Annotated in this window: 23 protein-coding genes; 13 read left to right on the forward strand and 10 right to left on the reverse strand. The window is 67.5% G+C overall.

The genetic code is table 11. The features are described 5' to 3' along the window. Positions 1–63 precede the first annotated feature (63 nt). From ACS8YF_RS09205 to ACS8YF_RS09220, 4 genes are all read left to right on the forward strand, one after another. On the forward strand, positions 64–2574 hold the full coding sequence (locus tag ACS8YF_RS09205) for a DNA translocase FtsK (RefSeq protein ID WP_440849922.1): 2511 nt from the start codon (positions 64–66) through the stop codon (positions 2572–2574). Positions 2575–2697: 123 nt separating this feature from the next. Further along, entirely contained in the window at positions 2698–3357 is a 660-nt protein-coding gene (lolA, locus tag ACS8YF_RS09210; protein WP_440849923.1) for an outer membrane lipoprotein chaperone LolA, read from the forward strand. Further along, the gene (locus ACS8YF_RS09215) at positions 3354–3749 is read left to right on the forward strand and encodes a VanZ family protein (protein WP_440849924.1); all 396 of its coding nucleotides are present in this window, start codon (positions 3354–3356) and stop codon (positions 3747–3749) included. The genes lolA and ACS8YF_RS09215 overlap by 4 nt, the downstream gene beginning before the upstream one ends. A gap of 180 nt (positions 3750–3929) precedes the next feature. Further along, the gene (locus tag ACS8YF_RS09220) at positions 3930–5261 is read left to right on the forward strand and encodes a replication-associated recombination protein A (protein WP_440849969.1); all 1332 of its coding nucleotides are present in this window, start codon (positions 3930–3932) and stop codon (positions 5259–5261) included. A 99-nt stretch (positions 5262–5360) separates the two neighbouring features. Here ACS8YF_RS09220 and ACS8YF_RS09225 read toward each other — a convergent pair whose 3' ends face one another. Continuing rightward, complete coding sequence (locus tag ACS8YF_RS09225; RefSeq protein ID WP_440849925.1) at positions 5361–6041, reverse strand: haloacid dehalogenase type II; 681 nt, start codon at positions 6039–6041, stop codon at positions 5361–5363. Positions 6042–6419: 378 nt separating this feature from the next. Here ACS8YF_RS09225 and ACS8YF_RS09230 point away from each other — a divergent pair, with 378 nt between their 5' ends. Then, on the forward strand, positions 6420–7115 hold the full coding sequence (locus ACS8YF_RS09230) for a response regulator (protein WP_440849926.1): 696 nt from the start codon (positions 6420–6422) through the stop codon (positions 7113–7115). Positions 7116–7312: 197 nt separating this feature from the next. Here the strand turns inward: ACS8YF_RS09230 and ACS8YF_RS09235 are convergent, their stop codons facing one another. Continuing rightward, positions 7313–10789 carry a PAS-domain containing protein gene (locus tag ACS8YF_RS09235; RefSeq protein WP_440849927.1) on the reverse strand — a complete coding sequence of 1159 codons (3477 nt, stop codon included), beginning with the start codon at positions 10787–10789 and terminating at the stop codon, positions 7313–7315. 347 nt (positions 10790–11136) lie between these two features. Between ACS8YF_RS09235 and serS the strand changes: the two genes are divergently transcribed. Next, positions 11137–12435 (forward strand): serine--tRNA ligase, encoded by a 1299-nt coding sequence (gene serS / locus ACS8YF_RS09240; protein WP_440849928.1) that lies wholly within the window; start codon positions 11137–11139, stop codon positions 12433–12435. A gap of 226 nt (positions 12436–12661) precedes the next feature. Here the strand turns inward: serS and cysB are convergent, their stop codons facing one another. Then, positions 12662–13642 (reverse strand): HTH-type transcriptional regulator CysB, encoded by a 981-nt coding sequence (gene cysB / locus ACS8YF_RS09245; protein WP_440849929.1) that lies wholly within the window; start codon positions 13640–13642, stop codon positions 12662–12664. Between the two features lie 157 nt (positions 13643–13799). Here cysB and ACS8YF_RS09250 point away from each other — a divergent pair, with 157 nt between their 5' ends. Together ACS8YF_RS09250 and cysG are read left to right on the forward strand one after the other, a co-directional pair. Further along, positions 13800–14606, forward strand: a complete 807-nt coding sequence (locus ACS8YF_RS09250) for a sulfite exporter TauE/SafE family protein (protein WP_440849930.1) — start codon at positions 13800–13802, stop codon at positions 14604–14606. A 40-nt stretch (positions 14607–14646) separates the two neighbouring features. Then, positions 14647–16071, forward strand: coding sequence for a siroheme synthase CysG (gene cysG / locus ACS8YF_RS09255; RefSeq protein WP_440849931.1), 1425 nt, complete (start codon positions 14647–14649; stop codon positions 16069–16071). An 18-nt stretch (positions 16072–16089) separates the two neighbouring features. Here cysG and ACS8YF_RS09260 read toward each other — a convergent pair whose 3' ends face one another. From ACS8YF_RS09260 to ACS8YF_RS09290, 7 genes are all read right to left on the reverse strand, one after another. Next, on the reverse strand, positions 16090–16830 hold the full coding sequence (locus tag ACS8YF_RS09260) for a 4'-phosphopantetheinyl transferase family protein (protein WP_440849932.1): 741 nt from the start codon (positions 16828–16830) through the stop codon (positions 16090–16092). A gap of 22 nt (positions 16831–16852) precedes the next feature. Continuing rightward, positions 16853–17578 carry a 3-oxoacyl-ACP reductase FabG gene (fabG, locus tag ACS8YF_RS09265; protein WP_440849933.1) on the reverse strand — a complete coding sequence of 242 codons (726 nt, stop codon included), beginning with the start codon at positions 17576–17578 and terminating at the stop codon, positions 16853–16855. Further along, on the reverse strand, positions 17575–18144 hold the full coding sequence (locus ACS8YF_RS09270) for a DUF3261 domain-containing protein (protein ID WP_440849934.1): 570 nt from the start codon (positions 18142–18144) through the stop codon (positions 17575–17577). Before ACS8YF_RS09270 ends, fabG begins: the two co-directional genes overlap by 4 nt. Next, positions 18141–19382, reverse strand: a complete 1242-nt coding sequence (locus ACS8YF_RS09275; protein ID WP_440849935.1) for an NAD(P)/FAD-dependent oxidoreductase — start codon at positions 19380–19382, stop codon at positions 18141–18143. Before ACS8YF_RS09275 ends, ACS8YF_RS09270 begins: the two co-directional genes overlap by 4 nt. Before the next feature lies 1 nt (position 19383). After that, entirely contained in the window at positions 19384–21789 is a 2406-nt protein-coding gene (locus tag ACS8YF_RS09280; protein ID WP_440849936.1) for an MMPL family transporter, read from the reverse strand. 138 nt (positions 21790–21927) lie between these two features. Next, complete coding sequence (locus ACS8YF_RS09285) at positions 21928–22584, reverse strand: LolA family protein (protein ID WP_440849937.1); 657 nt, start codon at positions 22582–22584, stop codon at positions 21928–21930. Continuing rightward, on the reverse strand, positions 22581–23024 hold the full coding sequence (locus tag ACS8YF_RS09290) for an acyl-CoA thioesterase (protein ID WP_440849938.1): 444 nt from the start codon (positions 23022–23024) through the stop codon (positions 22581–22583). The genes ACS8YF_RS09285 and ACS8YF_RS09290 overlap by 4 nt, the downstream gene beginning before the upstream one ends. A 336-nt stretch (positions 23025–23360) precedes the next feature. On the opposite strand from ACS8YF_RS09290, the gene ACS8YF_RS09295 reads away from it, so the two are divergent. From ACS8YF_RS09295 to ACS8YF_RS09315, 5 genes are all read left to right on the forward strand, one after another. After that, positions 23361–23642 carry a phosphopantetheine-binding protein gene (locus tag ACS8YF_RS09295; protein ID WP_440849939.1) on the forward strand — a complete coding sequence of 94 codons (282 nt, stop codon included), beginning with the start codon at positions 23361–23363 and terminating at the stop codon, positions 23640–23642. 113 nt (positions 23643–23755) lie between these two features. Next, positions 23756–24379, forward strand: coding sequence for a hypothetical protein (locus ACS8YF_RS09300; protein ID WP_440849940.1), 624 nt, complete (start codon positions 23756–23758; stop codon positions 24377–24379). Continuing rightward, positions 24372–25694 (forward strand): AMP-binding protein, encoded by a 1323-nt coding sequence (locus ACS8YF_RS09305; protein ID WP_440849941.1) that lies wholly within the window; start codon positions 24372–24374, stop codon positions 25692–25694. The genes ACS8YF_RS09300 and ACS8YF_RS09305 overlap by 8 nt, the downstream gene beginning before the upstream one ends. Then, the gene (locus tag ACS8YF_RS09310; protein ID WP_440849942.1) at positions 25687–25989 is read left to right on the forward strand and encodes a hydroxymyristoyl-ACP dehydratase; all 303 of its coding nucleotides are present in this window, start codon (positions 25687–25689) and stop codon (positions 25987–25989) included. Before ACS8YF_RS09305 ends, ACS8YF_RS09310 begins: the two co-directional genes overlap by 8 nt. Beyond that, entirely contained in the window at positions 25982–26875 is an 894-nt protein-coding gene (locus ACS8YF_RS09315; protein ID WP_440849943.1) for an LpxL/LpxP family acyltransferase, read from the forward strand. Before ACS8YF_RS09310 ends, ACS8YF_RS09315 begins: the two co-directional genes overlap by 8 nt. The last annotated feature ends 12 nt before the right edge of the window (positions 26876–26887 follow it).

A 26887-nucleotide genomic window follows, 5' to 3' on the forward strand; every position in this document is an offset into this window, starting at 1 on the left:
GCGCATGAGGACTACGGAACCACAACCCATCGACTTCGATCGCCTCCGTGGAGCGCAGCGGTAATGGCCAGGGCAGCGAGCAGGCAGGGCAAGGCGGATTCCGCGTCCAAGGCCGCCAAGGCCGGCCCCAAAAGCCGCGCACGCAGTGCGGCCAACGACGTCGACGCGGCGCCGAGCGCCTATCGCCAGCGTCTCGGCCGCTTGTTGCGTGAAGCGGCGCTGTTCATCGCCATGGCGATCACGCTGTTTCTGCTGGCGGCGTTGATCTCATACAACCCGGCCGACCCGGGCTGGTCCGATAACGGCAACGGCACCGCGGTGCACAATCTGCTCGGGGTGCCCGGCGCCTGGTTTGCGGATGTCCTGCTCAGCCTGTTCGGTTATCTCGGGTTTATTTTTCCGTTTCTGGTGCTTTACGGCGGTTGGCTGATTTTCGTCGATCGCAAGCGGCCGAGCGGCGAGCTCATGTCCAAGAGTATCCGGGCGGGTTCGTTGTTGCTGTGCCTGATTTCGGCCTGCGGCCTGGCCTGGTTGATATTCGGCGGCATTCAGGCGACCGGTCTGCCCCAGGGCAGCGGCGGGGTCGTGGGCGTGGCCGCGGCGCGCCCGCTGGCCGGCGTGATCAACATGATCGGCGCGGCCTGGGCCTTGACCACCGTGTTCGTGATCACGCTTTCCATGGGGCTCGGTTTTTCCTGGCTGGCGGTGGCCGAACGCATCGGCCATTTCGTGCTGGGTGGGGCCATCGGCATGCTGATGGCGATGGTCGACCGCGTCGGCGCCTGGCGCGCGAACCGGGCCGAACGCGCGGCACAGCGCGCCGCGGCGCCGCCGAAACCCAGCAGGCGCGAGAGACGACGCGACAAGAAACGCAAGGCGCCGACCCTGGACCCAACCGAGACCGCACCGAAACCTGCCGCGGCTGCGCCGGAGCCCGCGGCTGGCCGTGGCTCCGTTGCGGTCAAAAAGCCCGGGAAGAAAGACAAGAGCAGCAAGAACAAGGCGACCCAGCTCGATCTGCCGATCAGCGAACAGCCGGTCGATGTGCCCCGGTACGATCCCGAACGCGACAGTCCGATTCCGCCCATTGAGCTGCTGGATCCCGCGCGTGAGCCCAAGAGCGACCAGGACGAGGCCGTGCTGCAGCATATGTCGGCGCAGCTCGAACAGCATCTGGCGGATTTCAACGTACAGGCCAAGGTAGTGGCGGTGCAGCCGGGCCCGGTGGTCACGCGCTTCGAGATCGACCCGGCGCCGGGCGTGAAGGTCAACCAGATCTCCAATCTGTCCAAGGATCTGGCGCGGGCGATGTCGACCACCAGCGTGCGCGTGGTGGAGGTGATCCCGGGCAAGTCGGTGGTGGGCCTGGAGATCCCCAATGCCGATCGCGAGATCGTCGCGCTGCGCGAGATTCTCGACTCGGCGCGTTATGCCAATGCCACGTCGCCGCTCACGCTCGCACTCGGCAAGGACATCGGCGGCAGCCCGGTCACCGCCGATCTGGCCAAGATGCCGCATATGCTGGTGGCCGGCACCACGGGTTCGGGCAAGTCGGTGGCGGTGAACGCCATGATTCTGTCGATCCTGCACAAGGCGACGGCCGAAGAGGTCCGCCTGATCATGATCGACCCGAAGATGCTCGAGCTTTCGGTCTACGAAGGCATCCCGCATCTGCTGGCGCCGGTGGTCACCGACATGAAGGACGCGGCCAACGCGCTGCGCTGGTGCGTGGGCGAGATGGAGCGGCGCTACAAGCTCATGGCCGCGCTCGGCGTGCGCAACATGGCCGGCTTCAACACCAAGGTGAAAAAAGCCATCGAGGCCGGCCAGCCGATCGAGGACCCGATCGCGAAGAACGCGCAGTCCAACGAGGCCGCCGAGGCCGGCGAAGAGCTGCCGACGCTCGTGCCCCTGCCGGCGGTGGTGATCATCGTCGACGAGCTGGCCGACATGATGATGGTGGTCGGCAAGAAGGTGGAAGAGTTGATCGCGCGTATCGCGCAGAAGGCGCGCGCGGCCGGGCTGCACATGATCCTGGCCACGCAGCGCCCGTCGGTGGACGTAATCACCGGCCTGATCAAGGCCAATATCCCGACGCGTGTCGCCTTCCAGGTGGCCTCTAAGATCGATTCGCGCACCATTCTCGACCAACAGGGCGCGGAAAGCCTGCTCGGCCACGGCGACATGCTCTATTTGCCGCCCGGCACCGGGTTTTCCAATCGCGTGCATGGCGCTTTCGTGGACGACCATGAAGTGCACAAGGTGGTGGAATACCTCAAGCAGACCGGCCGGCCCGACTATATCGAGGAGATTCTCGAAGGCGGCGCCGGTGATGCCGAGGGCGGCGCGGACGGCGAGGACGATGTCGAGGCCGATCCGCTCTACGATCAGGCGGTCGCCATCGTGCTCAAGTCGCGCAAGGCATCGATTTCCTACGTACAGCGCCGGCTGCGCGTGGGCTACAACCGCTCGGCGCGGCTGATCGAACAGATGGAGAATGCCGGCGTCGTCGGCCCGGCCGAAGGCAGCGGTGGGCGTGAGGTGCTGGCGCCGGCGCCGCCGGACGACGACTGATGCGCGCCCCGCAGGACAATTCAGGCATGATTCACGGCAGTGTCGCCACGCTCGCCGGCATCATCGCCATTCTAGTTGGCGGCGGCCATCGAGTTGCCCGCCCGTGACATCGAGGATTCAGGTATGCGGATGACCCGCTGGCTCATCGCGTTTGTGATGCTTTTCTGCGTTGCCGGTCTGGCCCAGGCCGAGTCGGGGTCCAAGGCCCTCCAGGGTTTCTACAACAAGGTCAATACGCTGTCGGCCGATTTCCAGCAGGTCCAGCGCGACGACAACGGCAATATCGTGCAGCAGGCCAGCGGCACGTTCCTGCTGTCGCGGCCGAAGAAATTCCGCTGGGAATACAAAAAGCCCTACAAGCAGATCATTGTCAGCAACGGCAAGGTCTTCAAGTTCTACGATGTCGATCTGGCGCAGGTGACGGTGCGCGATATCGGCGCCACGCTCAAGGCGACCCCCGCGCTGCTGCTGACCGGCGGCGAAGCCCTCAATGACGCGTTCAAGATCACCAATGGCGGCCAGCGCGACGGGCTGACCTGGGTGCACCTGACACCCAAGGCCAAGGACACCGATTTCAAATCCGTGGATCTGGGTTTGAAGAACGACGTACCGGCGCTGATGAAGCTGCACGACCACCTCGGACAGACCACCAGCATCAACTTCGGCAACGTCAAGATTAATCCGAAAATCCCGGAATCCAAGTTCACCCTGAAGGTGCCGAAAAACGTGGAAGTGGTGGACGGCCGCGCGAATGGGAATGGCGGGCAGGGTGCCTCGCGTTGAACCCGCACCGGGTGCGGCGGCTGTGGTGGGCGCTCGGTCTGGTTTTGTGCGCGATCTTCGTCTATGGCTGCCTGATGCCGAACCCGCCGTCCGCGCCGGGCATCCCATTTTTCGATAAATTCGAACACGGCTCGGCCTTTCTCGTCATGGGCGCCTGGTTCGGCGCGCTGTATCTGCGCGCGCCGCTACGCGTACTGCTCGCGCTTTCGGTTTTTGCGGCGGCGACCGAACTCATGCAGTGGGCCAGCGGCTACCGCGATGGCGACCCGTACGACTGGATGGCCGATACGGCCGGGGCGGTCGTGGCCCTTGTACTGCTTCGCCTGTTGGGTATTGACTGGGTCGCATGGGTGGCCACCCGTCTGGGTACGGCAGGCCGAAAGCGCGCCTGATTCCGGGCGCGCCCGGTGCGCCCCAGTGTTACATTCGCGCGATATCGAACGACAGCGCGACCGGCCTGGCCGGCGCGCGTTCCGCATTCATAGCGCAACACAGACTATCTCGTGTCAACACAACAGGAAATCGACTTGGCGACCGGCGCGGAGCCGAGCGCGCGGCCGCTGGCGGATCGCATGCGCCCCGCGACGCTGGAAGAATACGTCGGCCAGACGCATATCTTGGGGCCGGACAAGCCGCTGACGCGCGCGCTGGCCGCCGGGCGCATCCATTCCATGATCCTCTGGGGCCCGCCGGGCACCGGCAAGACGACGCTGGCACGCCTGCTCGCCGCGCGCGTGGCGATGCGCTTCGTGCAGATTTCGGCCGTCATGGCCGGCGTCAAGGACATTCGCGCCGCGGTCGCCGAGGCCCAGACGGCACAACAGGCAAGCGGCGAGGGCACGCTGCTGTTCGTCGACGAGGTGCATCGCTTCAACAAGGCGCAACAGGATGGCTTGTTGCCCTACGTCGAGGACGGCACCCTGGTCCTGGTCGGGGCGACGACCGAGAATCCCTCGTTCGAGGTGAATAACGCGTTGCTCTCGCGCACCCGAACCTACGTACTGCGGGCACTGGATGCCGACTCGATCCGACTTTTGATCGACCGGGCGCTGAGCGATTCCGAGCGCGGGCTCGCCGGGCTCGGCGTGACCATGGACGATGCGCTGCGCGATCAACTCGCCGCGCGATCCGACGGCGATGCCCGCCGGGCGCTGAACCTGCTCGAACTGGCCGCCGAGATTGCCGCCGGCACCGATGAGCGCGTCGTGACCCAGGCCGAGCTGGAAGAAGTACTCAGCGCGGGCCTGCGCCGTTTCGACAAGGGCGGCGATTACTTCTACGACCAGATGTCGGCGCTGCACAAGAGCGTGCGCGGCACCGACCCCGATGCCGCCCTGTATTGGTTGTCGCGCATGCTCGAGGCCGGTGCCGATCCGCGCTACGTCGCCCGGCGTGTCACGCGTATGGCCAGTGAGGATATCGGCAACGCCGACCCGCGCGCCCTGCGTATCGCCCTCGATGCCTGGGAAACCTACGAACGGCTCGGATCGCCGGAAGGTGAGCTGGCGATCGCGCAGGCGGCGGTCTACATGGCCTGTGCGCCCAAGTCGAATGCGGTGTACATGGCCTTCAACGCGGCCTGGGCAGATGCCAGGAACCGCGGCTCGCTGGAAGTGCCGATGCACATCCGCAACGCCCCCACGCGCCTGATGAAGGATCTCGGCTACAGCGAAGGCTACCGCTACGCCCACAACGAGACCGAGGCCTATGCCGCCGGAGAAACCTACCTGCCGGAAGCGCTGGTCGGCACGCGCTACTACGAACCGGCCCCGCGCGGCCTCGAGATCAAGATCGGTGAAAAGCTGAGACGGCTGCGCGAGCTCGACGCCGGCCAGGACCCGCGCCAGACCCGAAGCCATCCCGGCGAAAACGACGCCACCGATGGCACATCCAACGACGCCTGAGCCCGGACCCGTCCACGTCGACCGACCTGCAGGCCGCTCTGGCACCGGCGATGGGCCGGGCCACCGGGCATGGCCTGTCGGCTTACGGCCCAAGCCGACCTACGCGTGTTGGTCGGCGGCGATGATGCGCTCGGCGACGTCCGCGAGGCCGTGGCCCACAATGTCGGGGCGCTCGCCGGCGGCATTGAGCGAGCCGTCGCCGCGAGCGACGAAGGCGGCCTTGAGGCCGGCGCGTAATGCGCCGGTGACGTCCCAATCGTGGCAGGCGATCAGGCGCAGGGATTCGGGCGTGGCGTCCAGGGCCTTCAGAGCGACGCCGTATGCCGCCGGATGCGGCTTGTAGCAGCCGGCGCCGGCCACCGAAAGCACGTTGTCGAATGCCGTATCGAGGCCGGCGTTGGTGAATTGGGCATCGACGGTCGATTGGGCGGAATTGGTCAGCGCGGTCAGCGTGAAGCCGGCCGCGCGCAGTCGCGCCAGGGCGGGACGTACATCGTCGTGCGGCGCCAGCGTGGCGACGGCGTCGAAAACGCGTTGGCGTTGACCGGCATCAAGTGCGATCTCGCGCCGGGTGGCCAGTTGATCCAGGCAATGACCGGCAAGCTGCGTGAAATCGACAAACGATCCGGTCAGGGTCGTGACGGTGGACCAATGCAGCAGACTTGCGAACCATTCCCTGCGACTGTGCGGGTCACCGAACAAGTCGGCAAAAACGGGGTCCAGGGTCGAAAGGTCGAGCAATGTTTCGTTGACGTCGAATACCAAATGGCGCGTCGGCATATGGGGTTTGTGGGTATGAGCAATACATCGAAGGCTAGGGGGATCCGGCTGGTGACGCAACGCGGCGTCGCCGGAATCGACAACAGGACCCGGGACGGAGGGTATTGAACGCGGCAATGCAGCGCAGAAACCGATTGAAAATAACTATGGGTCGATGCGTGATCGGGACGCGGAACGCACATACAGCGCGACTTCCCCCGCCGCCGGTTCGCGAAGCGGCGGGATTCAGATAAGCTGTTTGCGAGCAGTCGCGCGCAACAATCTTCATGGTATCTCTGCACCGTGCAACGACCCGCCGGCTGTCACTATCAGCAATAGGTCTATCATCGCTAGGTCGTATATGATGGGTGGGGGAAAAACGCCGAGGCCGTCTACTATATGAATACAAGTTCAAAAGCCGGAAGCGCACATCGGGTCATCATTGCCGACGACCATCCGCTGTTTCGCACCGCGCTCAGCCAGGCCGTGTCCCAGGCGCTGGGGGAGCCTGAACTGCTGACCGTGGGCAGCGTGGATGAATTGACCGCGTTGCTCGCGGATAGTCATGGCGACGCCGACCTGTTGCTGCTTGACCTGAACATGCCGGGCGCGCGTGGTTATTCGGCGTTGGTGCATGCGCGCAGCGTGGCGTCTTCACTGCCGGTTATCGTGGTGTCCGCGCACGAGGGCGCGAGCATTGCCCAGGCCTCGCTCGAACATGGCGCGGCCGGTTTCATTCCGAAATCGTCGTCGCCCGAGACCATGGCCGAGGCGATTTCGGCGGTGCTGTCGGGCCAGCGCTGGATTCCCGAGCATGCGGAGAACGCGGAACCGGACAAGGACAGCTTTACCGAGAAACTCGCCACCCTGACCCCGCAGCAACAGCGGGTGCTGATGATGCTCACCGATGGCTTGCTCAACAAGCAGATTGCGATCGATCTCGATATTTCCGAGGCCACGGTCAAGGCGCATATCACGGCAATCCTGCGCAAGCTGGAAGTGCATACACGCACCCAGGCCGTGATTGCCGCGCGTAGCCTCGAGATCGACTGGGGCAATTACGCCCGCCGCGAGTTGAACGACTCGAACCCCTGAGCCGGCGCGAATCCGTACATTCCGCCCGCCCATCGTCGGCAGGCCTGCAGCGCAGGCCGTAAGCCGACAGGCTATGCCTCGCGGGTCGCGCTCATCTTCCCCGCCAGAGCGGCCCGCTTGTCGGATTACGCCTTCGGCTAATCCGGCCTGCAACCGCTCGATCAAAGGGCGCCGCGGGCTGTCACCTGTCCCTTGGCTCATACGGCTTCGATCTCGCCGCCGCGCACTGGCCGGCGCACGGTTTCGCGGAGTTTCTCCGGCCCGATCGGTTTGTAGACCAGGCCGATGTTCATGGCTTCGGCACGGGCGATGATGTCCTGGCTGCGATTGGCCGTGACCAGGATGAAGCGCGTGTCCTCGAAGCGCTGACCCAGCGATTCGATCAGTTCCAGGCCGTTGGCGTTATGTTCGCCGAGGTCGTAGTCGAAGATCGCGATATCGAATGGCTCGTCGGCCAGAATGGCGTGGGCGTCCTCGGGCGGCGCGGTCATGCAATCGATGTCCCAGCGTTCGAGCAGGCCGACCAGTGCGTCCAGCGATGCGTTGTCGTCGTCCACGCACAATGCGCGGTGGATCGGCTGGGCGGCGACCGGTTCGATTGCCGGCGAATCCGCGGCCGGGGTTTCCGGCGCCACGCGTTCGATATGAATGCGAAACACGGTGCCGTGCCCCGGCTTGGAATTGACCTTGATCTCGTGGCCCAGCAGCCGGGCCATGCGGTCGGCCAGGGACAGACCGAGGCCGAGGCCGCGCTCGCCGGAGGCGTGGCTCGAGGTGCCGCGCTGGAATTCCTCGAAAACGGATTCGAGCTGGTCCTCGCTAATGCCGGGGCCGGTATCCCAGACTTCGATACGCACGTGATCGGCCCGGCGCCGCACGCCGATCAGCACGCGGCCGCTCTCGGTGTAGCGCACCGCGTTGGACAGGAAGTTCTGCAGAATCCGGCGCAGCAGGTTGGGGTCGCTCCGGACCCAGGCGTTCGAGGGCACGGCATGCAGGACGAGCCCCGCGTTGCGGGCCAGCACATCGAACTCGCGAGTGAGTGGGTCGAGGATGCGCGACAGCGGGAACGCCTGGTATTTGACGTCCCAGGCGCCGGCGTCGATCTTGGAAATATCCAGCAGGGGTTCCAGCAGGGCCTGGGCCGCCTCCAGCGACATCTGGATCTGCTGCAGCGCGGTGCTCTGGGCGCTGACGCTGCCCTGTTCGGCGCCGGCGGCGAACAGCCGCGCGGCGTTGAGCGGCTGCAGCAGGTCGTGGCTGGCTGCGGCCAGGAAGCGGGTCTTGGACAGGTTCGCCCGTTCGGCTTCACGCCGGGCCTCGAGTGCGGCGCGCTGGGCCTCGGCGCGCTGCTGGTTCTCCCGGCGCAGCCCTTCGTTGGCGCGCGAGAGTTCCTCGGTGCGCTTGGCCACGCGCGCCTCGAGTTCCTCGTTCATGCGCGTCAGCGCGGCTTCGTTGCGCTTGAACTCGGTGATGTCGTTGAACGTGGTCACGAAACCGCCGCCGGGCATGGGGTTGCCCGTCATCTGCAGCACCGTGCCGTTGCGGCGATGACGCTCGAAGCGGTGCGGCTTGCCTTCGCGCAGGTGTTCGAGCCGCTTGCGGACATGTTCCTCGACCGGGCCCGGTCCGCATTCGCCGCGCATGGCGTTGAAGCGGATCAGATCGGCGATATGGCGCCCCGTACGGACCATGCCGGGCGGGTATTCGAATACTTCGAGATAGCGTGAGTTCCAGGCCACGAGCCGCAGGTCCTGGTCCACCACGGAGATGCCCTGGTCGATATTCTCGAGTGCGGCCTGGAGCACGTTGCGATTGAACTGCACGGCGTCCGCGGTGCGATCGAGCAGGCGGACCATGTCTTCCAGGGCCAGATCGCGCTGGCGCAGCCCCGAGGCCAGCATGAGACGGGCCGAGGCGCTGCCGACCACGCCGGCCAGGCGCTGTTCGGCAAACTGCAGCAGCGATGCGTCCACGATCTGGTTGGACAGCAGCTGGCGATCGTGATGGCCGGAGTACTCGTGGAGGGCGGCGCGCGCGGCCTGCGGGCCGAGAAAGCGCTGCAGCAGGACTTCCAGTTCACCGACCCGGATCGCGGGCGGACGTACGTCGGTGGTGCTGCGCGGCTGGCGCCGCATGCCGAGATCCACGAAGGCCACGGCCTGGGCGCGTTCGATCAGCGTGATCGATGTGTTCAGCGACACCGACGCCATGACCGCGATCTCGCCCGCCAGCGTCCAGAACACGCCGTGGGTGAGCGTGTCGCCGAAGTGCGTGCCGAATAGCGCCTGTGGCGCCAGCCAGCCGATATCGAACGGTCCGGCCGCCATCCAGCCGCCGGGCAGCCAGCCCTGGGTGACCATGATCGGCACCACCAGCGTGTACAGCCAGATCAGCAGGCCGGCCAGCAGACCGCTGATGGCGCCGCGGCGGGTGATGCGGCGAATGAATATGCCGCCGATCATGGGCGGTACGAACATCACCACGCCCGACAGCGACAGCAGTCCGATCCCGGCCAGCGTCTGGCTGGTGGCGAACATGCGGTAAAACGCCCAGGCCAGGATCAGAATGACGACGATCAGAATCCGCCGGGTGTTGAGCAGCGCGCGCGACAGATCCTGGCGGTGTCCGAATTGCGCGCCCGGCAGGCGCAGCGCGATCGGCACCACGATCTCGTTGCAGATCATGGTGGCAAGGGTGACGGTGGCCATGATCACCATGCTCGTCGCCGCCGACACGCCGCCGACGTAGGCCACCAGCGTCAGCCAGGGCATGTCCGCATGCATTGGCAAGGCGATCACGAAGCGGTCCGGGTCGACCGTATTGGCGCCGAACACCGTCAGCCCCGCGGCGGCCAGCGGCAACACGAACAGCGACATGAGGAACAGATACAGCGGGAACAACCAGCGCGCGGTATTCAGGTCCCGTGTTTCGGTGTTTTCGACCACGCCGACATGGAACTGGCGGGGCAGGCACAGCGTGGCCGACGTGGACAGAATCAAGACCGTGATGAAACGCGGCGTGATCAGGGGTTGATTGAACAGGTCGCGGAACGCGGGTACGTTTTTCGCCTGGGCGAACAGGTCGTGCACGCCGCCGAACATGCCGAAGGTGACGACCGCGCCGACGATGAGAAAAGCGCCCAGTTTGACGATCGACTCGAACGCGATTGCGCGGATGATGCCCTGGTGCGATTCGCGCGGATTGACGTGGCGGGTGCCGAAGGCGATCGAGAACACCGCCATGGCGATGGCCACGAGCAGACCGGTGTCGGTCCAGCCGGCCAGCGTGACTTCGGTTTGCGGGCGGCTGTAGGCACCGTGCACGATGATGTTGAACGAGGTGGTCAGCGCATCCAGCTGCAGCGCGATATACGGCAGCACGACCAGCAGCGCGATGCCCGAGACCAGCGCGGCCAGCCCCTGTGACTTGCCGTAACGGGCGGCGATGAAGTCGGCGATCGAAGTTGTGTTCTGCTGCTTGGCGATCAACAGCATCTTGCGCAGCACCGGCGCCAGGATCAGCAGCGCGATCATCGGGCCGAGATAGACCGGCAGGTAGCTCCAGCCATCGCTCGCCGCGCTGCCGACGCTGCCGTAGAACGCCCACGATGTGCAGAACACGGCCAGCGACAGGGCATAAACCACCGGGCGCGGCCCGGGCCGGCGCATCATTCGGCCACGGCGGTCGCCGGCATAGGCGATATAGAACAGAACGCCGATGTAGATCAGCGATATTGTAATGAGTATCCAGGCACTGATGATGCGTCGCTCCCGGGCAGTCCCACTGCCAGTGTCTGATTGGGCCCGCGGCGCCCGGCCGCGCCGGTGCCGTTTTGTAGCCTGTTGCCGTGCGCCGTGATCTGCGGGCAGCGGCAGGCGGCCGTCGCGTCGATCGTTGGTGTAGCACGGCGCCACGGCATTGCCAACGGCGCGCAGCGGTTGCGGGCCGATGGCGCGGTGCCGCACGAAACCGCAACAGGCTCTATAATGCGCGCGGCCATTCTAACCCTGATCTCGCGATGCTCGACCCCCGACTGCTGCGCAATGACCCGCAACGCGTGGCCACGGCGCTCGCCCGCCGCGGCTTCGAATTCGATGCGGCCGGTTACGGCGCGCTGGAAGAAAAACGCAAGGCGCTGCAGACGCGGGCCGAATCGCTGCAGGCCGAGCGCAATCAGCGTTCCAAGGCGATCGGCAAGGCCAAGGCAGCAGGCGAGGACATCGAGCCGCTCAAGGAGGCCGTGGCCGGGCTGGGCGCCGAGCTCGACCGGGCCAAGGCCGAACTGGAAACCGTGGCCGGGCGGCTTGCCGATATCCAGGCCGGTCTGCCCAATCTGCCGGATGCCGCCATGCCGGATGGCGCGGATGAAGCCGACAATGCGGTCATCCGTCATTGGGGCGAGCCGCCGGATTTCACCTTTGCGGTGGCCGATCATGTGGCGATCGGCGAGGGCCTGGACGGGCTGGACGCCGCGACGGCCGCGAAGATCACCGGCGCGCGCTTTACCGTGCTGCGCGGCGGCATTGCACGGCTGCACCGGGCGTTGATCGCCTTCATGCTCGACAAGCATATCGGCACCGGCTACACCGAAGTCAACGTGCCCTATATCGTGAATTCGAAGTCGCTTTACGGCACCGGTCAGCTGCCCAAGTTCGGCGACGATCTGTTCCGTCTCGCCGAGCCGGACGACTACTACCTCATTCCCACCGCCGAAGTGCCGGTGTCGAACATGGTGGCGGACGAAATCCTGGAGCCGGAGCAACTGCCGCTGCGCTTCGTGGCGCACACGCCGTGTTTCCGCGCCGAGGCCGGCGCGGCCGGGCGCGATGTGCGCGGCATGATTCGCCAGCATCAGTTCGAGAAGGTCGAACTGATCAATATCGCCCATCCGGACGATTCGGATGCCTGCCACCAGGCCATGCTCGCCAGCGCCGAGAGCGTGCTGCAGGACCTGGCGCTGGCGTATCGCGTGGTCGATCTGTGCGGTGGCGATATCGGCTTCTCGGCTGCGCGCACCTTCGATCTGGAAGTCTGGCTGCCCAGCCAGCAGACCTATCGCGAGATCTCGTCGATCAGTAATACGCGGGATTTTCAGGCGCGGCGCATGGGCGCGCGCTACCGCGACCCGGACACCGGCAAACCGCGGCTGCTGCATACCCTCAACGGTTCGGGCGTGGCCGCCGGCCGCGCGCTGGTCGCGGTGCTGGAAAACCACCAGCGCGCGGACGGCAGCGTCGGCATTCCCGCCGCGCTACGGCCGTACATGGGCGGCATTGATGTCATCGAGCCGGCGCCGCCTGGTCGCGCGAGAACGTAAGGTTCTGGCAAGCACATCCACAGATTGCGCAGATGACGCAGATTGATAAACAAGATAGATCGTCGGCTGACAGTCGAGCCGGGCTCGATCTAGCGGGGCATCTTTACTCCGTTGTTTTCGTTGCAAGCAGCGGAAAACACGACGCTTTTAATCTATGCAATCTGCTTAATCTGCGGATAAACCGCCTGTATTCGCGAGCGGCCGATCACCAATCCGTACATGTCTTTCAGCGCGTTGGCAGCTGCGGCCAGAGTTCTTCCAGCAGCGTATCGAAGCTCGGGCCCGGATAGGCCTCGATCGCGCGATCGACCACGTCCTCGGTGAGATGCTCGGCGAACATGCGGATGAAGCGACGCATGAATCCGGTCAGGAACAGGTTGTGGCGAAAGCCGATGTGGGTGGTGCTCGATGAGAACAGATGGCTGGCATCGAGACTCACCAGGTCCTGGTCGCTCGCCGCGTCGTACGCCATGTTGGCGATCACGCCCACGCCCAGACCGAGGCGGACATAGGTCTTGATCACGTCGGCATCGACCGCCGTGAGCACCACGTCCGGGGTCAGCCCGTGTTCGTTAAACGCGGTGTCCAGCTGCGAGCGGCCGGTGAAGCCGAAGGTGTAGGTCACCAGCGGATAGTCCGCAATGCGTTCCAGGGTAAGCGGGCTGCCGTCGGCCAGCGGATGCCCGGTGGGGACCAGCACGCAGCGGTTCCAGTGATAGCAGGGCAGCATGATCAGTTCGTCGAAATGCTCGAGCGCCTCGGTGGCAATCGCGAAGTCGGCGTCGCCGGCGGCTGCCCAGCCTGCGATCTGGGGCGGGGCGCCCTGATTGATATGCAGCGATACCCGGGGGTAGGCCTGGCGGAAACCGGCGATCGTCGCCGGCAGGGCGTAGCGCGCCTGGGTATGCGTGGTGGCCACCCGCAGCGAGCCGCGATCGGTATCGGCGAATTCGCTGGCGGTCCGGTTGATGTTGGCCACTTCCGAAAGAATCCGGCGGGCGGTGTTCAGGATACGTTCGCCGGCCGGCGTGATGCGGTCGAGATGCTTGCCGTTGCGCTCGAAGATCAGCACCCCGAGCTCTTCCTCCAATAACCGGATCTGCTTGCTGACACCGGGCTGGGAGGTATGCAGGCTGCGCGCCGCGGCGGTGATGTTGAGTTGCTGTCGCGCCACCTCGTGGATGTACTCCAGCTGTCGCAGCTTCATGTCGGCTCGCTTATTCTATTGGGGCATTACTGCATCAGCATATATTACTTTTCGGTTTGTCGGGTGGCTGGTAGCTTGGCGCCCTTCATCGGCTGGCGGGTGCCTTGCAGCGTCGGCCACAGGCAACGCCGGCCGGGCGCCGGACAAGGATCTCTGCATGCTCGCTTTTGTCGTCGCCGGCCTGTTCGTCGGGGCCGCCGTGGGTCTCACCGGGGTGGGCGGCGGCTCGCTCATGACGCCGATCCTGATCCTGTTGTTCGGTTTCTCGCCTTCGGCCGCCGTGGGTACGGATCTGTTGTATGCCGCCGGTACCAAGGCGTTCGGTACGCTGTTGCACGGCCGGCAGCAGACGGTCGACTGGCCGGTGGTCGGCCTGATGGCCGCCGGCAGCGTACCGGCGGCCATCCTCACCATTGCCTGGCTGCATATGGTCGGACTCCGGCCGTGGGTGCAGGAGCTGATGGTGGTGACGCTGGCCGTGACCATGATCGTGACCGCGCTGCTGACCTTCGCCCGCGACCGGCTGGTGCACTGGCTGCAGGCGCGGATGCTGTTCGTCTCGGGCAAGAGCCGCGCCGAGCTGCTCGCCTGGCGCCCGGCGATCACGGTGCTGGGCGGCGTGGTGCTGGGGGTGCTGGTGAGTCTGTCGTCGGTGGGCGCGGGCGTGCTCGGCACCACCATGTTGCTGATTCTGTATCCGAACACGCGCGCGGTGCGCATTGTCGGCACCGACATCACCCATGCCGTGCCGCTCACGCTCATCGCCGGCCTCGGCCACCTGACGCTGGGCACGACCGATCTGGGCGTACTCGGCCTGCTGCTCGCGGGCTCGTTGCCGGGGATCTATGTCGGCACCCGGCTCGGCCGGCGTTTGCCCGATCGCGCGCTACGCCCGATCATTGCCATCGTATTGATTGTCGTGGCCGTCAGCATGATCTACAAGACGCTGCATTTCGGCGCCTGACGGCAACCGCCCACAACACATCGGGAGCCAAGTCGAGCCGATGAGCGAACAGTCCGTGGACCCGCGTTTTGCCCCGTACCCGGTGGCGCTGCGGCTGGCAGGGCGCCGGGTGGTGGTGGCCGGCGGCGGGCGGATCGCGGCACGCCGTGTGGAACGCCTGCTGGCGGCCGGCGCGCGTATCCGCGTGATTGCGCCGAGCGTGACCCCGGCGCTCGCCGAACGCGCCGCGGCGGGCGCGATCGAATGGCAGCAGCGCCCCATCGCGGACACCGACGCGCGTGACGCCGTGCTGTGCTTCGCCGCCACCGACGATGCCGAGGCGAACGCGCGCTTTGCCGCGGCCGCGCGCGGGCAGGGCATACCGGTGCAGCGGGCCGACGCGGCCGAGGATTCGGATTTTCTGGTGCCGGCACTGATCGAGCGCGGGCCGTTGCAGATCAGCGTATCCAGCGATGCGGCGGCACCCAGCCTCACCCGTCGCCTGCGCGCGCGGCTGGAAACGCTGGTGCCGCACACATATGGCGATCTGGCGGCGCTGGCGGGTGAATTCCGGGCCGAGGTCCGGCGCCGCATAGCCCGGCCCGAGCGCGCCGCCTTCTGGGACGCGGTGTTCGACGGCCCGATCGCCGAGCAGGTGTTCGCGGGCCGGCTGGACGCCGCCCGCCATGCCTTGCGTGCCCTGCTGGACCAGGGCGATGCCGGCGGAAAGCCGCCTGGCGGCGAGGTCTATCTCGTGGGCAGCGGCCCGGGCGAGCCCGATCTGCTGACTTTCCGCGCATTGCGCCTGATGCAGCGGGCCGATGTCGTGCTCTACGACAGCCTGATCGCGCCGGCGATCCTGGCGCTGGTGTCGCCCGAGGCCGAACGGATTCACGTCGGCAAGCGGGCCGCGAAGCATACTTTGCCGCAGGACGATATCAACGCGTTGATGGTGGCGCTGGCCCGCGACGGCAAGCGCGTGCTGCGGCTGAAGGGCGGCGATCCGTTCGTGTTCGGCCGCGGCGGCGAAGAGATATCGGAGCTGGCTGCCGCGGGTATCCCGTTCCAGATCGTGCCCGGCATCACCGCGGCCAATGGCTGCGCGGCGTATGCCGGTATCCCGCTCACGCATCGCGATTGTGCGCAGTCGGTGACTTTTGTCACCGGGCATCTCAAGGCCGGCGAGTTGAATCTGTCGTGGGCGGAGCTGGCGCAGCGCGGCCAGACGGTGGTGTTCTTCATGGGGCGGCGCAATCTCGCGACGATTTGCGCCCGCCTGATCGAGCACGGCCTGCCGGGCGACTGGCCGGCGGCGATGATCATCGATGGCACCACGGCGCGCCAGCGCCTGATCGCGGCGACGCTGGACGACCTGCCGGATCGCGTGGCCGCCGAGCGCTCGACCGGCGCGGCGCTGCTGATTGTCGGCGAAGTCGTGCGGCTGCACGAGCGGCTTGGCTGGTTTCATCCCGCCGCCGGGGAGTGAACTTGCTACCGGGCGCCGTCAGTGGGCATCGCTGCGGATGATCTGCCAGTCGGGCGACAGTAACTCGCGCTCCACCACAGCGGCGCGCCCCGGCCGCAGACGCGCCAGAACCAGTGTGATCTCGGGGGCCGCCGCAGCCAGCGCCAGCGCGAACCGGCCGGCCGGCAACTGTAGATCGCAGGCGCCGAAAGACCAGGCGCCGGCGGCCGGCGGGCGGGTACACGCCAACCGCGGTCGCAGCGCGAAACTCGGCCGCGCCATGCCGCTGCCGAGGCCGAGCCCGCGGGCCTTGAGGCTGGCTTCCTTGAGCGTCCACAGACGATGGAAATCGGCGATACGCTGCCCGGGCGCCGCCATACTCAGGGCGGCGGTCTCGCCGGGGTGAAAACAGTGCCGGGCGTATCGCTCGGGGGCGAAGCGGCGCCTGCGTACCTGCTCGATATCGCAGCCCGCCACGCCATCCGCGACCAGACTCAGGCAGGCGACCCCGCTATGGCTGAGGCCCAGATGCGACGGCGTATCGGCGCTGCGCGGGGGCGCGCCCGGCGGGTATTCGATGGACAACGCCCGCGGCGCGGCCGGGTGGATACAGGCGAGATGCTGGCGCAGCAGCCAGCGGCTGGCGAGATATTCACGCCGTCGGCGTGCGCTGGGAAGACGCGCATGCCGTGCGCGTTCGGCCGGGCTCAAGGCCGCGCACAGGCGCGTCGGGTCAATGGCGTCGTCGAACACGAACAGCGCCAGACTCAGCCGCGTCATGCCAATACCCGCGGCGTTGCGGTCAGCACAGCCCGCCGTTGACCGAGATCACCTGGCGAGTGATGTAGCTGGCGTCCGCCGAGCACAGAAACGAGACCGCGGCAGCGACTTCCGCCGGGCGGCCCATGCGCTGCTGCGGAATCATGCGCTTGAGCTGGTCGGCCGGCAGCTCGTCGGTCATGTCGGTTGCGATCAGTCCCGGGGCCACGCAGTTGACCGTGATCCGACGCTTGGCCAGCTCGAGCGCCAGGGCCTTGGTCGCTCCGATGATCCCGGCCTTGGCGGCGCTGTAGTTGACCTGGCCGCGATTGCCCATGACACCGGCGATGGACGATAGCGTGACGATGCGCCCCGGCCGGCGCCGTCGGATCATGGGCATCACGCAGGGCTTGGCGACGTTGTAGAAACCGTCGAGATTGGTGTCGAGCACGGCGTCCCAGGCGGCGTCGGTCAATGCCGGAAAGGCGGCATCGCGGGCGATGCCGGCGTTGAGTACCAGGCCGTAGTAGGCGCCGTGTTCGGCGATGTCCGCCTCGAGCGCTGCGCGGGTCTGTTCACGGTCGGCGCTGTCGAAGGCGATCAGGCGGGCCCGGCGGCCCAGCGCGCGGATGGTCTCGGCGACTTCCTGTGCCGCGGCTTCGCGCTGCCGGTAGTGCACGACGATGTCGAAGCCGTCGCGCGCCAGGCGCTCGGCGATCGCACGGCCGATACCGCGGCTGGCGCCGGTGACGAGAATGGTGTCGCTCATGGCGTGTCTGAATTCGAAGGGATATTGAAGGCCAGCGGTTTGACGTCCAGCCGGTAACCGAGCCGGGCATCGTAGACCGTCAACCGGCTGTGCCAGGGATCGCCGTGGCCCCGGTAGGCCAGCCACAACAGCTTGTTGCCGCGCCAAAGCGTGCGCGTGTCGCCGAGCTGGCGCAGGCGCAGATCCGGATCGACGAGCGCCTTGCGCAGGGCCGGCAGCGGCCAGTAGGCGAGCTCCAGATCCGCCAGAATCCGCTTCGCCGGAATGCGTTGGCCGGTGTCGAGCCCCTGGCCGCGCGCGATGGACTGGCCGTTCCAGTCCAGCGTGAACACGCGTTGGCCCATGGCCGACAGCCCGACCAGCGTGAGGTTGTTCGGCACGACGCGCAGCGCGACCTGCAGGCTGCGCGTATGGCCATGGTAGTGCACGGTCACTTGCTGCCGCGCCTCGACCGATTGCCCGAGCACGCCCGGGCCGAGTGGCCGGATCAATGGCCCCGGCATGCAACCGCTCAAGGTGGCGACCACGGCGCCGGCCATGAGCCCCCGCAGCAGCGCGCGCCTCACGATGAGGCGGGCGCGCACAGCCGGCACAGGGTGTCGAGACGGCGTTCGGGCCCGGCAACGTAGGGGTTGTTGGTGTCCCAGACATAGCCGGCCAGAATCGAGCTCAGCATGGTGCGGATGGCGGGATCGGGCGCCGGGTTGAACAACACATGCTTGAGTGCGCCGCGATACCAGGCGGCGATGAAGCGGGTGAATACCCGCTGGCCGTCGCGGATTGGGCCTTCGAACCGGGTCTGCCAGTCGGGTGCGGCGCCGCGCAATTGATCATCGATCGGCTCGACCGCGCGCAGCGCGGATTCCAGCGCGATGGTTACGCCCGAGGAAAAGATCGGGTCGACGAAGCCGGCGGCGTTGCCGAGCAGCGCATAGTCCCGGCCGTGCAGCGCGGCGATGTCGTAGGCATAGTTTTCGGTCTGGCCGACCCGGCTGTCGAACTCGGCCTGCGCCAGCAGCCGGGCCAGCCGTGGCTCCTGGGCCAGGTAATGCCGCAGGCGCTCGACCGGCGGGCCATCGGCGGCCTGCAGCCATTCGGGCGGGCCGATCATGCCGACCGAGGCGCGTCCGTCGGCCAGGCCGATGAGCCAGTACCAGACGTCCGGCTGCTCGGGATGGATGCCGATCAGGATTCGGTCGCGTTGGTAATCGGGATCGTCGATACGGTCGGCGACGTGCGTGAACAGCGCGGCCCGTGACGGGGCGCTGCCCGGCCGGTCGAGACCCAGCAGTCGCGGCAGCACGCGTGCCGAGCCGCTGGCATCGCAGACGAACCGCGCGGCCAGCTCGGTGCGGGTGCCGTCGTCGGCGACGATACTCAGCCGCGGCGCGCCCGGTGTGGCGAAATCCACCGACGCGACCGTCTGGCCGAAGCGCAGCGCCGCGCCGCGCCGCTCGGCCTCGCGGGCCAGCCGATGATCGAAATCGGCGCGCTGCACCTGCCAGGTCCAGGACCAGCCGGGCGTGAACTGCTCGTCGAAGGTGAAGCTCGCGTCGCGGTCGTTCTCGCTGAAGGTGACGCCGCGCTTGATCTGATAGCCGGCGTTTTCCACGGCCTGCAGCATGCCGGCGGCGGCCAGGGCGTCCATGCAGCGTGGCAGCAGGCTCTCGCCCACGGCAAAGCGCGGGAAGTGGCTGCGCTCGAGCACGGTCACCCGCCAGCCGCGATCGGCCAGCAGCGCGGCCATGGTCGCGCCCGCCGGGCCGGCGCCGATGATGGCGATGTCGGTGTGTTGCCTGTTCACATCACTCCTGTTGCGAAGGACTCGTGTCGGGGACGGGGCGGCCCAGCAATGACGCTAGCAGGAACGTGAACGTCAGGCCCAGCGCGAGCGTGAGCCCGAACTCGTGCAGCGCCGGTGTATGGCTGACGCCCAGCAGGCCGAACGCGAGCAGGGTGGTGGCGACCGACAGGCCCACGGCCAGCATCGCGGGCGCATGATCCGCCGGCGCCGTGCGCAGGAAGATACCGTAATCCGCGCCCAGCCCCAGCAACAGGATCAGGGCCACCAGATTGAACAGGGCGAAGGTCGCGCCGGTGGCGGCGAAGATGGCCAGTACGGCGATGCTCGCCAGTGCCGGCGGCAACAGCAGGGCGAGCGCCCCGCGCGCGCCGAATGCGCGCCACAGCACCAGCCAGGCCAGAATGTATTCCAGCCCCAGCAGCCAGGTCGCCAGCCGGCGATAATGCGACAACAGGCTCGAGATGCGCGCGACGCTGTCGATGTATTCGGCGTGCGGGTATTGGGCGACGATCTGCTTCAGGCGCGCGGCATCGTGGATTCGGTCGATGCGGACAATCGCCGCATCGGCGCCGTTCACGCGCCCGAGCCAGAGCCCGCGCAGCCCCAGGCTGGCCGGGCTGGACAACCAGTCGGCCAGCGACAGCGTCCGGCCCTTGGCGGCAACAAAGGCATGGCGCGCCGCCGCGATCTGCGGCGGCTTGAAACCGGCCGATTGCAGAACCTGTGTCAACGCGCCGTGCGGCGCATACAGCGTCTGCGCCAGCCGGGCGTAATTGCGCTGCTGCCGGGCGACCGGGGGGTAGGCATCGGTGATCGCACGCACGTCGGCGGCCGGCCTGGCGCCCGCCTCGAGCCGATCGGTCAACTGTTGCTCGGTGGCCAGTACCCGGGCGGTCGTGCCGCCGCTGACCACGATGGCGTGGGTGGACAGCGTGGCCCCGAGCAGCCGGGCGACCTCGCGATCGGTTTTGACCAGCTGCGCCGGCGGATTGTAGAGCACACGGACGCTGTCGTCGGGGCTGAGCTGCCAGAGCGCGAAGCCGCCGAGCACGAGGGCGAGCGCCGACAGTGCCGCCACCAGAACGCGTTCGTGGCCGGCGGCCAGTCGCGCCGGGCCGTGCGAGCGCCACAGTGCCGCCAGCCGTAACGCACGACCCGGCCGCGGCGCGGGTCCGCCGGCGCCGGGCAGGAGCAGCCACATGCCGAGCCAGCCCCCGATGAGTCCGGTTGCGGTGAAGACCGCGATCTGACGCAGCCCCGGGAAGGGGGCGATCACCATGCCGCCGTAGGCGATTACGCTGGTCGTGAGCCCGAGCAGCACCGGCCGGCGCACGCGGGCCAGGGCGGTGGCCGGATCGGGGGTGGCCAGGCGCTGGGCAAAGAAATGCAGACAATAATCGATCGACACGCCGACCAGGCTCGTGCCGAACACGAGCGTGAGCATGTGGATGCCGCCGAACACGAGATCGGTGACCACCACGGCCAGCAGGATGCCGCCGCCGACCGCGGTCAGGCTGAGGACGAACGGCCGCACGCGCCCGAAGGCCCAGAACATGAGCAGCACGATGCCGATCAGCGAGCCGGTGCCGATGACCGACATCTCGAACTTGGCCCGTTGGGCCGCGACCGCGGCATGGCGAACCACGCCCGAGATACGGATCGTGGCCGCGGGCGCGGCCGCGTGGCCCGCCGCGCGCGCCTTGGCCAGCGCCGCCGAGGCCTGGCTTTCGCTGGCCAGCGAGAACGGATTGTGGCGTGTCTGCGCGAACATCACATCGGCTCGATGCCCCCGCGGCCCGACCACATAGAACGTGCCGTCGCCCGCGATGCGCAGATTGGGGGCGGGGTTGGGCAGCGCAGTGCGCTGGTAGGCATCCGCGAGGCCGAAGGGGTCGTCGATGAACCGGCCGCCGCCGTTCACGCCGAGCCCGTAAAGCCGGCTCTGGGCGCGGTTGGTGAAGTGTTCGCGGGCGTGGCGCGCCGCGGCGCTTGCCGCCGGCGCCTTGGCCAGTGTGGCCAGTGCCCGGGCATCGGCGGGTGCCAGCAAATGGAAGCGGTGGGCGAAATACAGCTGGTCGAGATCGCTGCGCTGGCCGGCGCCGAGCGCATCGTCGGCGCGGGCGATGACCTGGTCGAAGGCCGGACTCGCCGTCAGCACCGTGGCCATGGCCTGGATCGCGCGCCGACGATGCGCCCGGCTGTCGCCGGACAGCAGGACGGTGACGCGCCGCTGGCCGAAAGTGGCCATGCGCTGCACGGTCGCATTGACCAGCGCATCGTGCTGTGGCTTCGGCAACAGCGCCATCAGGTCGGTGCGCACGCTCAGCCGGCCGGTGCTCGCCAGCGCCGCGAGAATGGCGCCCAGGGCGATAACCCCGAGCAGCCAGATGACCGCCCGCATCTTCAAGGCGCGGCGGCCCCGTCACGCCGCGTGCGGGCGCCATCGGCAACGCGCACTCGGGCGCGCCGGGGCGGCGTCGTTCGCTGTGTACTCGCAACAGGCAAGATCGGACTCCTTGTCAGCTGCCGCGGGGCCGGCGGCCGGTTACCGCGCGAAGGCCCGCCGTTCGGCGGGGGTCAGTGCCTTGGCGGTGTGCTGCGCGGGATGGAGGTCGATGACGCTGTAGTCCCCGCCCGGCTGATCGATGCGGATACGGCGCACGCGGTCGCCGCCGCTGATCTTGAGCCGGGTGATGAAGTGCTTCACGGCGTCGGTCCGGGGGATGAGCGTGAGCGCCTTGCCGCCGGAACCCTGGCCCGGGCGTTGAATCTTGAAGTAGCGCGACAGCTGATCCGTGTTGCCCTGGAACACCGCGAGCAGAATCGAGGCGACGGCGCCGAGCGCGGGCTGTTGTTGCGCGCTGATGTGTGCGGTCTGCTGCCCCTGACTGGATTCGGTCAGGGCCTGGGGCGTGATCACCAGCGTGCTGTGTACCGGTTTGTCGACCTGCCACAGCAACCCGCGATTGCGCGCCACGACATAATGGCCGCGCGACACCAGCGCCCGGTCGAGTTCGGCCAGATGCTTGTGCTGAACGAAGCGGCCCCGCAGCACATGGCCGGGGGCTTCGTGGCCCAGGGCCGGCATGTCGCCCTGGCCGGACTGTGCCGCCAGCGCCATCGGGCCGGCGGCCAGCGCGATCACCAGGACGATCAGCCGTGCCAGTACGGCGTGTTGCAGGCGTCGGCGCGCTTGTATCATTGATTCGGCTCCGCTGTTTTCGATCGTTCGGCGAACCGGGCGAGGGCCTCGCGTACGGCCGCCGGCGTGCCCGGGTAGCGTTGGCCCGATTCGATTGCCACCGGCACCTGCAGGGTGCTGCCGCGCGCCAGACTGGTGCCTGAATCGCGATCGCGAAGCCGGTAGGCGATGCGCAACTGCTGATCCCACTGTTTCAGGGTGGCGGTGACGCGGACCCATTGCTTGAAGGTCAGCGACCGCATGTAGCGCACGCGAAGATCGACCACGGGCCAGGAAAAACCGGAGGCGGCCATGGCGTCGTAATCGTGCCCGAGGTCTTCCAGCAGCTGGCATCGGGCCAGCTCGAAGTACTTCGCATAGTGGCCGTGCCAGGCGATATGCATGGAGTCGACGTCGAAAAACGGCACCTGGAACTCGATGTGGCTGCGGTGTTCGATCACGGTTCAGGCCGAATAGAGGAAAATCCGATCGCGCGCCCCGGCGTGACCCGGTCGCGCTCGGCAAGGGGCGCTCGGGTTTGGCGACAACGAGCCGACAGGCGCAGCGACGCCGCGTGGGGCGGATGATGGACGCCGAGCGCGATCGTGTCGATACCCGGTGCGCGTGCGTGGCGGGGTGAATCGAAGCCTCGGTTCGTGGACAATAGGTAGGCTGAGTGCCGCGAATGGCCCGCGATGCCGGAACGCCGCGGGCGACGAGCCCGGTGACCCATGCCGGGCATATCGAATGCGCGGGCGCACGTACCGCGGCGCAAGTACAACAACGAGTGAAAGATTATGAGTGAGCAAAGCGATCTCGAGCGCGATGTCGCACAGCTGCTGGTGACGTCTCTGGATCTGGAAGATGTGGTCGCCGCGGAGATCGAACCCACGGCGCCGCTGTTCGGGCCGGAGGCCGACGGCCTGGGCCTCGATTCGATCGACGCCCTGGAAATCGCGCTGGCCGTGAATCAGGCCTATGGCATCGAGTTGCGCGCCGACGATGAAGCCAACAGCCGCATATTCGCTACGCTGCGATCGCTGAGCGCGCACATCGAGCGCGAACGCGCCGAGGCTTGAGGTTTTTGTCGCGCTGGCGCGGTTACACGTTGCTGATGCATCCCGCAGGCATGCCGAACGCGGGCGCAGCCGGCCATTGCGGTGCGGGCCGGCCCGGGGCCGTGCGCTGATTCATGCGGCGTCTGGGCTTGGTCGCGGGCCTCGTGCCGCTGCTCTATCCGGTGCTGGTCCACGCCGCGGTGGTGACGGGCTGGCCCGGGCTGCGCTTCGTCGCCCTGGCGGTGCTGATCGTCAATGGGCTCGGCCCATGGTTGATTCGCCGGCGTCCGGGGGCCTGGCTGGCGCTGTTGGTGCTGATCGCGATCGCCGCGCTCAGCGTGCACACGGTGGACGCGCTGGTATTCTTCTACGCCACGCCCGTGCTCATCTGTCTGGCGCTGGCCTGGTTGTTCGGCCGCACGCTGCTGCCCGGTCAGACCCCGTTGATCACGCTTGTGGCACGGGCGATCCGTGGCCCCCTGCCGGGCCCGGTGGCGCGTTACACGCGCGCGGTGACGCGTTTCTGGTGCGCCGCGATGCTGGTGATGGCGCTCGCCAATCTATGCCTGGCGGTGTTCGCATCCGCCGAAATCTGGTCGCTATGCGCGAATTTCCTGAACTATCTGATCGTGGGATTGCTGTTCGTGGCTGAATGGTTCGTGCGTCGGCGCGCCATCGGTGAGTACGAGCACATGAGCTGGCGCCAATACATGGCTGCCCTGCGGCGCATCGACTACCGCGATCTGCGACATGGCTGAGTCGGCCCGGGCTTTGCTTGCCGATTACCGTCCCGGGCGTGTGTTCGCCTGGCGCCGGGGCGTGCCCGTCAGCGCCGCGGCGGCGCTCGCGGATATGCGATCGGTGGCGGACGCGCTCGCCGGCCGCACCGCGTTTTTCAATCTCTGCGACGATCGTTATCTGTTTACCGTGGCCTTTGCCGCCGGCTGCTGGGCCGGGGCGCTGAATCTTTTGCCGCAGACACGCCAGGCCGCCACGCTGGATCGGATACGCGCGCGCTATCCGGGGGCGATCGCGGTCGACGACGCCTGGGTGGCGGCTCGGCTCGGCGGCGAATCGCCGCCCATGCCGGCTCCGCCGGAAATCCCGGCGACGCGCGCGGTGGCGGTGGTGTTCACCTCGGGCAGCACCGGCGAGCCGGCGCCGCAACGCAAGCGGTGGGGCGATCTTGCGATCGGAAGCGCGCTGTTGCGGCGCCGGTTCTTCCCGGCGAGGCCGGCCATGAATGTGGTCGCCAGCGTGCCGCCCCAGCATATGTACGGCCTGGAAAATTCCGTGCTGCTGGCCTTGCACGGCGGGTTCGCCGCCGACAGCGCCCGCCCGTTCATGCCCTGGCAGATCGCCGATGCACTCGCGCGCCTGCCCGCGCCGCGGGCCCTGTTCACGACCCCGATCCAGCTCAAGGCCTGCCTCGACGCCGAGGTCGCGCTGCCGGCCGTCACGCGCATCATTTCGGCGACCGCGCCGTTGTCGAGCGCATTGGCCGCGGCCGCCGAGCGGCATTGGCACACGGAAGTCCACGAGATCTACGGCAGCAGCGAGACCGGCAGCATGGCCAGCCGGCGCACGGCCGTGGACGATCGCTGGCAGCTGTATGACGGCCTGCAGCTGGCGCAGGGCGATGAGCAGGTCGTGGTCCGCGGCGGCCAGCTGCCGCGCCCGGTGGCGCTGGCGGACGAGCTGGACGTTCTCGACGCGACATGTTTCCGACTGATCGGGCGCTCGGCGGATATGCTCAAGGTGGCCGGCAAGCGCATATCGCTGGCGGGGTTGACCGCGGCGCTGCTGGATATCGAGGGCGTGGAGGATGCAGTGGTATTCGCCTCACCCGAGGCTCCGGCCGCGGAGCGTCCGACCGCGCTGGTGGTGGCGCCGTCGCGCACGGTGCGCGCGCTGGGCGCCGAACTGGCGCAACGCGTGGACCCGGTCTTCGTGCCGCGGCCGCTGGTCAAGGTCGAGCGGCTGCCACGCAACAGCATGGGCAAGCTGGCGCACGCCGATGTGGTGGCGGCCTGGCGCGCCGCGCGGCGCCCGGAGCGCGGCGTCCGTGGCTGATTACGTGTTTTCCATCGCGGCCGATCACCCCTGTCTCGACGGGCATTTCCCGGGGGCGCCGATCGTGCCCGGTGTCGTGCTGCTCGACCACGTCGGCCGGGCGGCGGGGCGCCGGTACGGCGGCCGCATGCGAGGGATCCTGCGCTGCAAGTTCGTGGCCGCGCTGTATCCGGAGCAGCACTGTGTCGTTGCGCTTACAACCAGGACCGGCGGCCGTCTGCAATTCGCCTGCACCGGGCCGGCCGGCTGTGTCGCCCACGGCGTGATCGCATGGAGTGCCCCGATCGATGGCTGAAGCCTGGACCCGCCGTACCGAGCGCAGCCATCCGTTCGTGCTCCATGCCGTCGCCTGGGTGGCCGGATGTCTGGGCCGCGGCGCGGCGCGCGCGATGCTGCACCTGGGCGTGGCCTATTTCATGATCGCCGCGCCGGCCGCGCGCCGCGCCTCGCGGGATTATCTCGCCCGCGTGCTTGCGCGTCGCCCGCGCTGGTATCACAGCTACCGCCATTTGTATGCGTTCGCGACCGTGTTTCTCGATCGCATGTACATGCTCGGCGGCGCCGACTCACCGTTGTCGATCGCCCATCATGGGGTGCAGTCGTTTCGCGATTGCGTGGAGCGCCGCCAGGGCGGGATCATCATGGTGTCGCATCTCGGCAGCTTCGAGGCGCTGCGTGCCCTCAGCGACCGGCGCGACGACCTGACCGTGCGCATCCTCATGAACTGGGCGACCGGGGCGAAGATGAACGCCGTGCTGCAGAAGCTCGATCCGGGTTTCGGCGATCGCGTGATCGACACCGCCACTGCCGATGTCGATCGCGTGCTCAAGGTCAAGGCGGCGCTCGATCGCGGCGAGATGGTCGGCATCATGGCGGATCGCGTTCATGCGGGCGAGCGCACGGTGGATTGCGATTTCCTCGGCGGCACGGCGCCGTTCCCGGCGACGCCCTGGCTGCTGGCCGGCATGCTGGGCGTGCCGGTGTTTCTCGCCTTCGGTCTGTATCGGGGCGGCGGGCATTATGACCTGTATTGCGAGCAGTTCAGCCCCGGTCTGTCGCTGCCGCGCGGCGAACGCATGCAGCGTGCCGGCGCCTGGACCCAGGCCTACGCCGATCGGCTGGCTGAGCACGTGCGGCAAGCCCCGTACAATTGGTTCAATTTCTATCAGTTCTGGCACTGAGCCCGCCGCGTG

It is taken from the genome of Salinisphaera sp. SWV1 (assembly GCF_052044155.1).
GTDB lineage: Bacteria > Pseudomonadota > Gammaproteobacteria > Nevskiales > Salinisphaeraceae > Salinisphaera.

Coding starts and splice junctions, on each gene's coding strand:
- ACS8YF_RS09205 (WP_440849922.1), top strand. CDS start 64: ATGGCCAGGGCAGCGAGCAGGCAGGGCAAGGCGGATTCCGCGTCCAAG.
- lolA (WP_440849923.1), top strand. CDS start 2,698: ATGCGGATGACCCGCTGGCTCATCGCGTTTGTGATGCTTTTCTGCGTT.
- ACS8YF_RS09220 (WP_440849969.1), top strand. CDS start 3,930: ATGCGCCCCGCGACGCTGGAAGAATACGTCGGCCAGACGCATATCTTG.
- ACS8YF_RS09225 (WP_440849925.1), bottom strand. CDS start 6,041: ATGCCGACGCGCCATTTGGTATTCGACGTCAACGAAACATTGCTCGAC.
- ACS8YF_RS09230 (WP_440849926.1), top strand. CDS start 6,420: ATGAATACAAGTTCAAAAGCCGGAAGCGCACATCGGGTCATCATTGCC.
- ACS8YF_RS09235 (WP_440849927.1), bottom strand. CDS start 10,789: ATGATGCGCCGGCCCGGGCCGCGCCCGGTGGTTTATGCCCTGTCGCTG.
- serS (WP_440849928.1), top strand. CDS start 11,137: ATGCTCGACCCCCGACTGCTGCGCAATGACCCGCAACGCGTGGCCACG.
- cysB (WP_440849929.1), bottom strand. CDS start 13,642: ATGAAGCTGCGACAGCTGGAGTACATCCACGAGGTGGCGCGACAGCAA.
- ACS8YF_RS09250 (WP_440849930.1), top strand. CDS start 13,800: ATGCTCGCTTTTGTCGTCGCCGGCCTGTTCGTCGGGGCCGCCGTGGGT.
- cysG (WP_440849931.1), top strand. CDS start 14,647: ATGAGCGAACAGTCCGTGGACCCGCGTTTTGCCCCGTACCCGGTGGCG.
- ACS8YF_RS09260 (WP_440849932.1), bottom strand. CDS start 16,830: ATGACGCGGCTGAGTCTGGCGCTGTTCGTGTTCGACGACGCCATTGAC.
- fabG (WP_440849933.1), bottom strand. CDS start 17,578: ATGAGCGACACCATTCTCGTCACCGGCGCCAGCCGCGGTATCGGCCGT.
- ACS8YF_RS09285 (WP_440849937.1), bottom strand. CDS start 22,584: ATGATACAAGCGCGCCGACGCCTGCAACACGCCGTACTGGCACGGCTG.
- ACS8YF_RS09295 (WP_440849939.1), top strand. CDS start 23,361: ATGAGTGAGCAAAGCGATCTCGAGCGCGATGTCGCACAGCTGCTGGTG.
- ACS8YF_RS09300 (WP_440849940.1), top strand. CDS start 23,756: ATGCGGCGTCTGGGCTTGGTCGCGGGCCTCGTGCCGCTGCTCTATCCG.
- ACS8YF_RS09305 (WP_440849941.1), top strand. CDS start 24,372: ATGGCTGAGTCGGCCCGGGCTTTGCTTGCCGATTACCGTCCCGGGCGT.
- ACS8YF_RS09315 (WP_440849943.1), top strand. CDS start 25,982: ATGGCTGAAGCCTGGACCCGCCGTACCGAGCGCAGCCATCCGTTCGTG.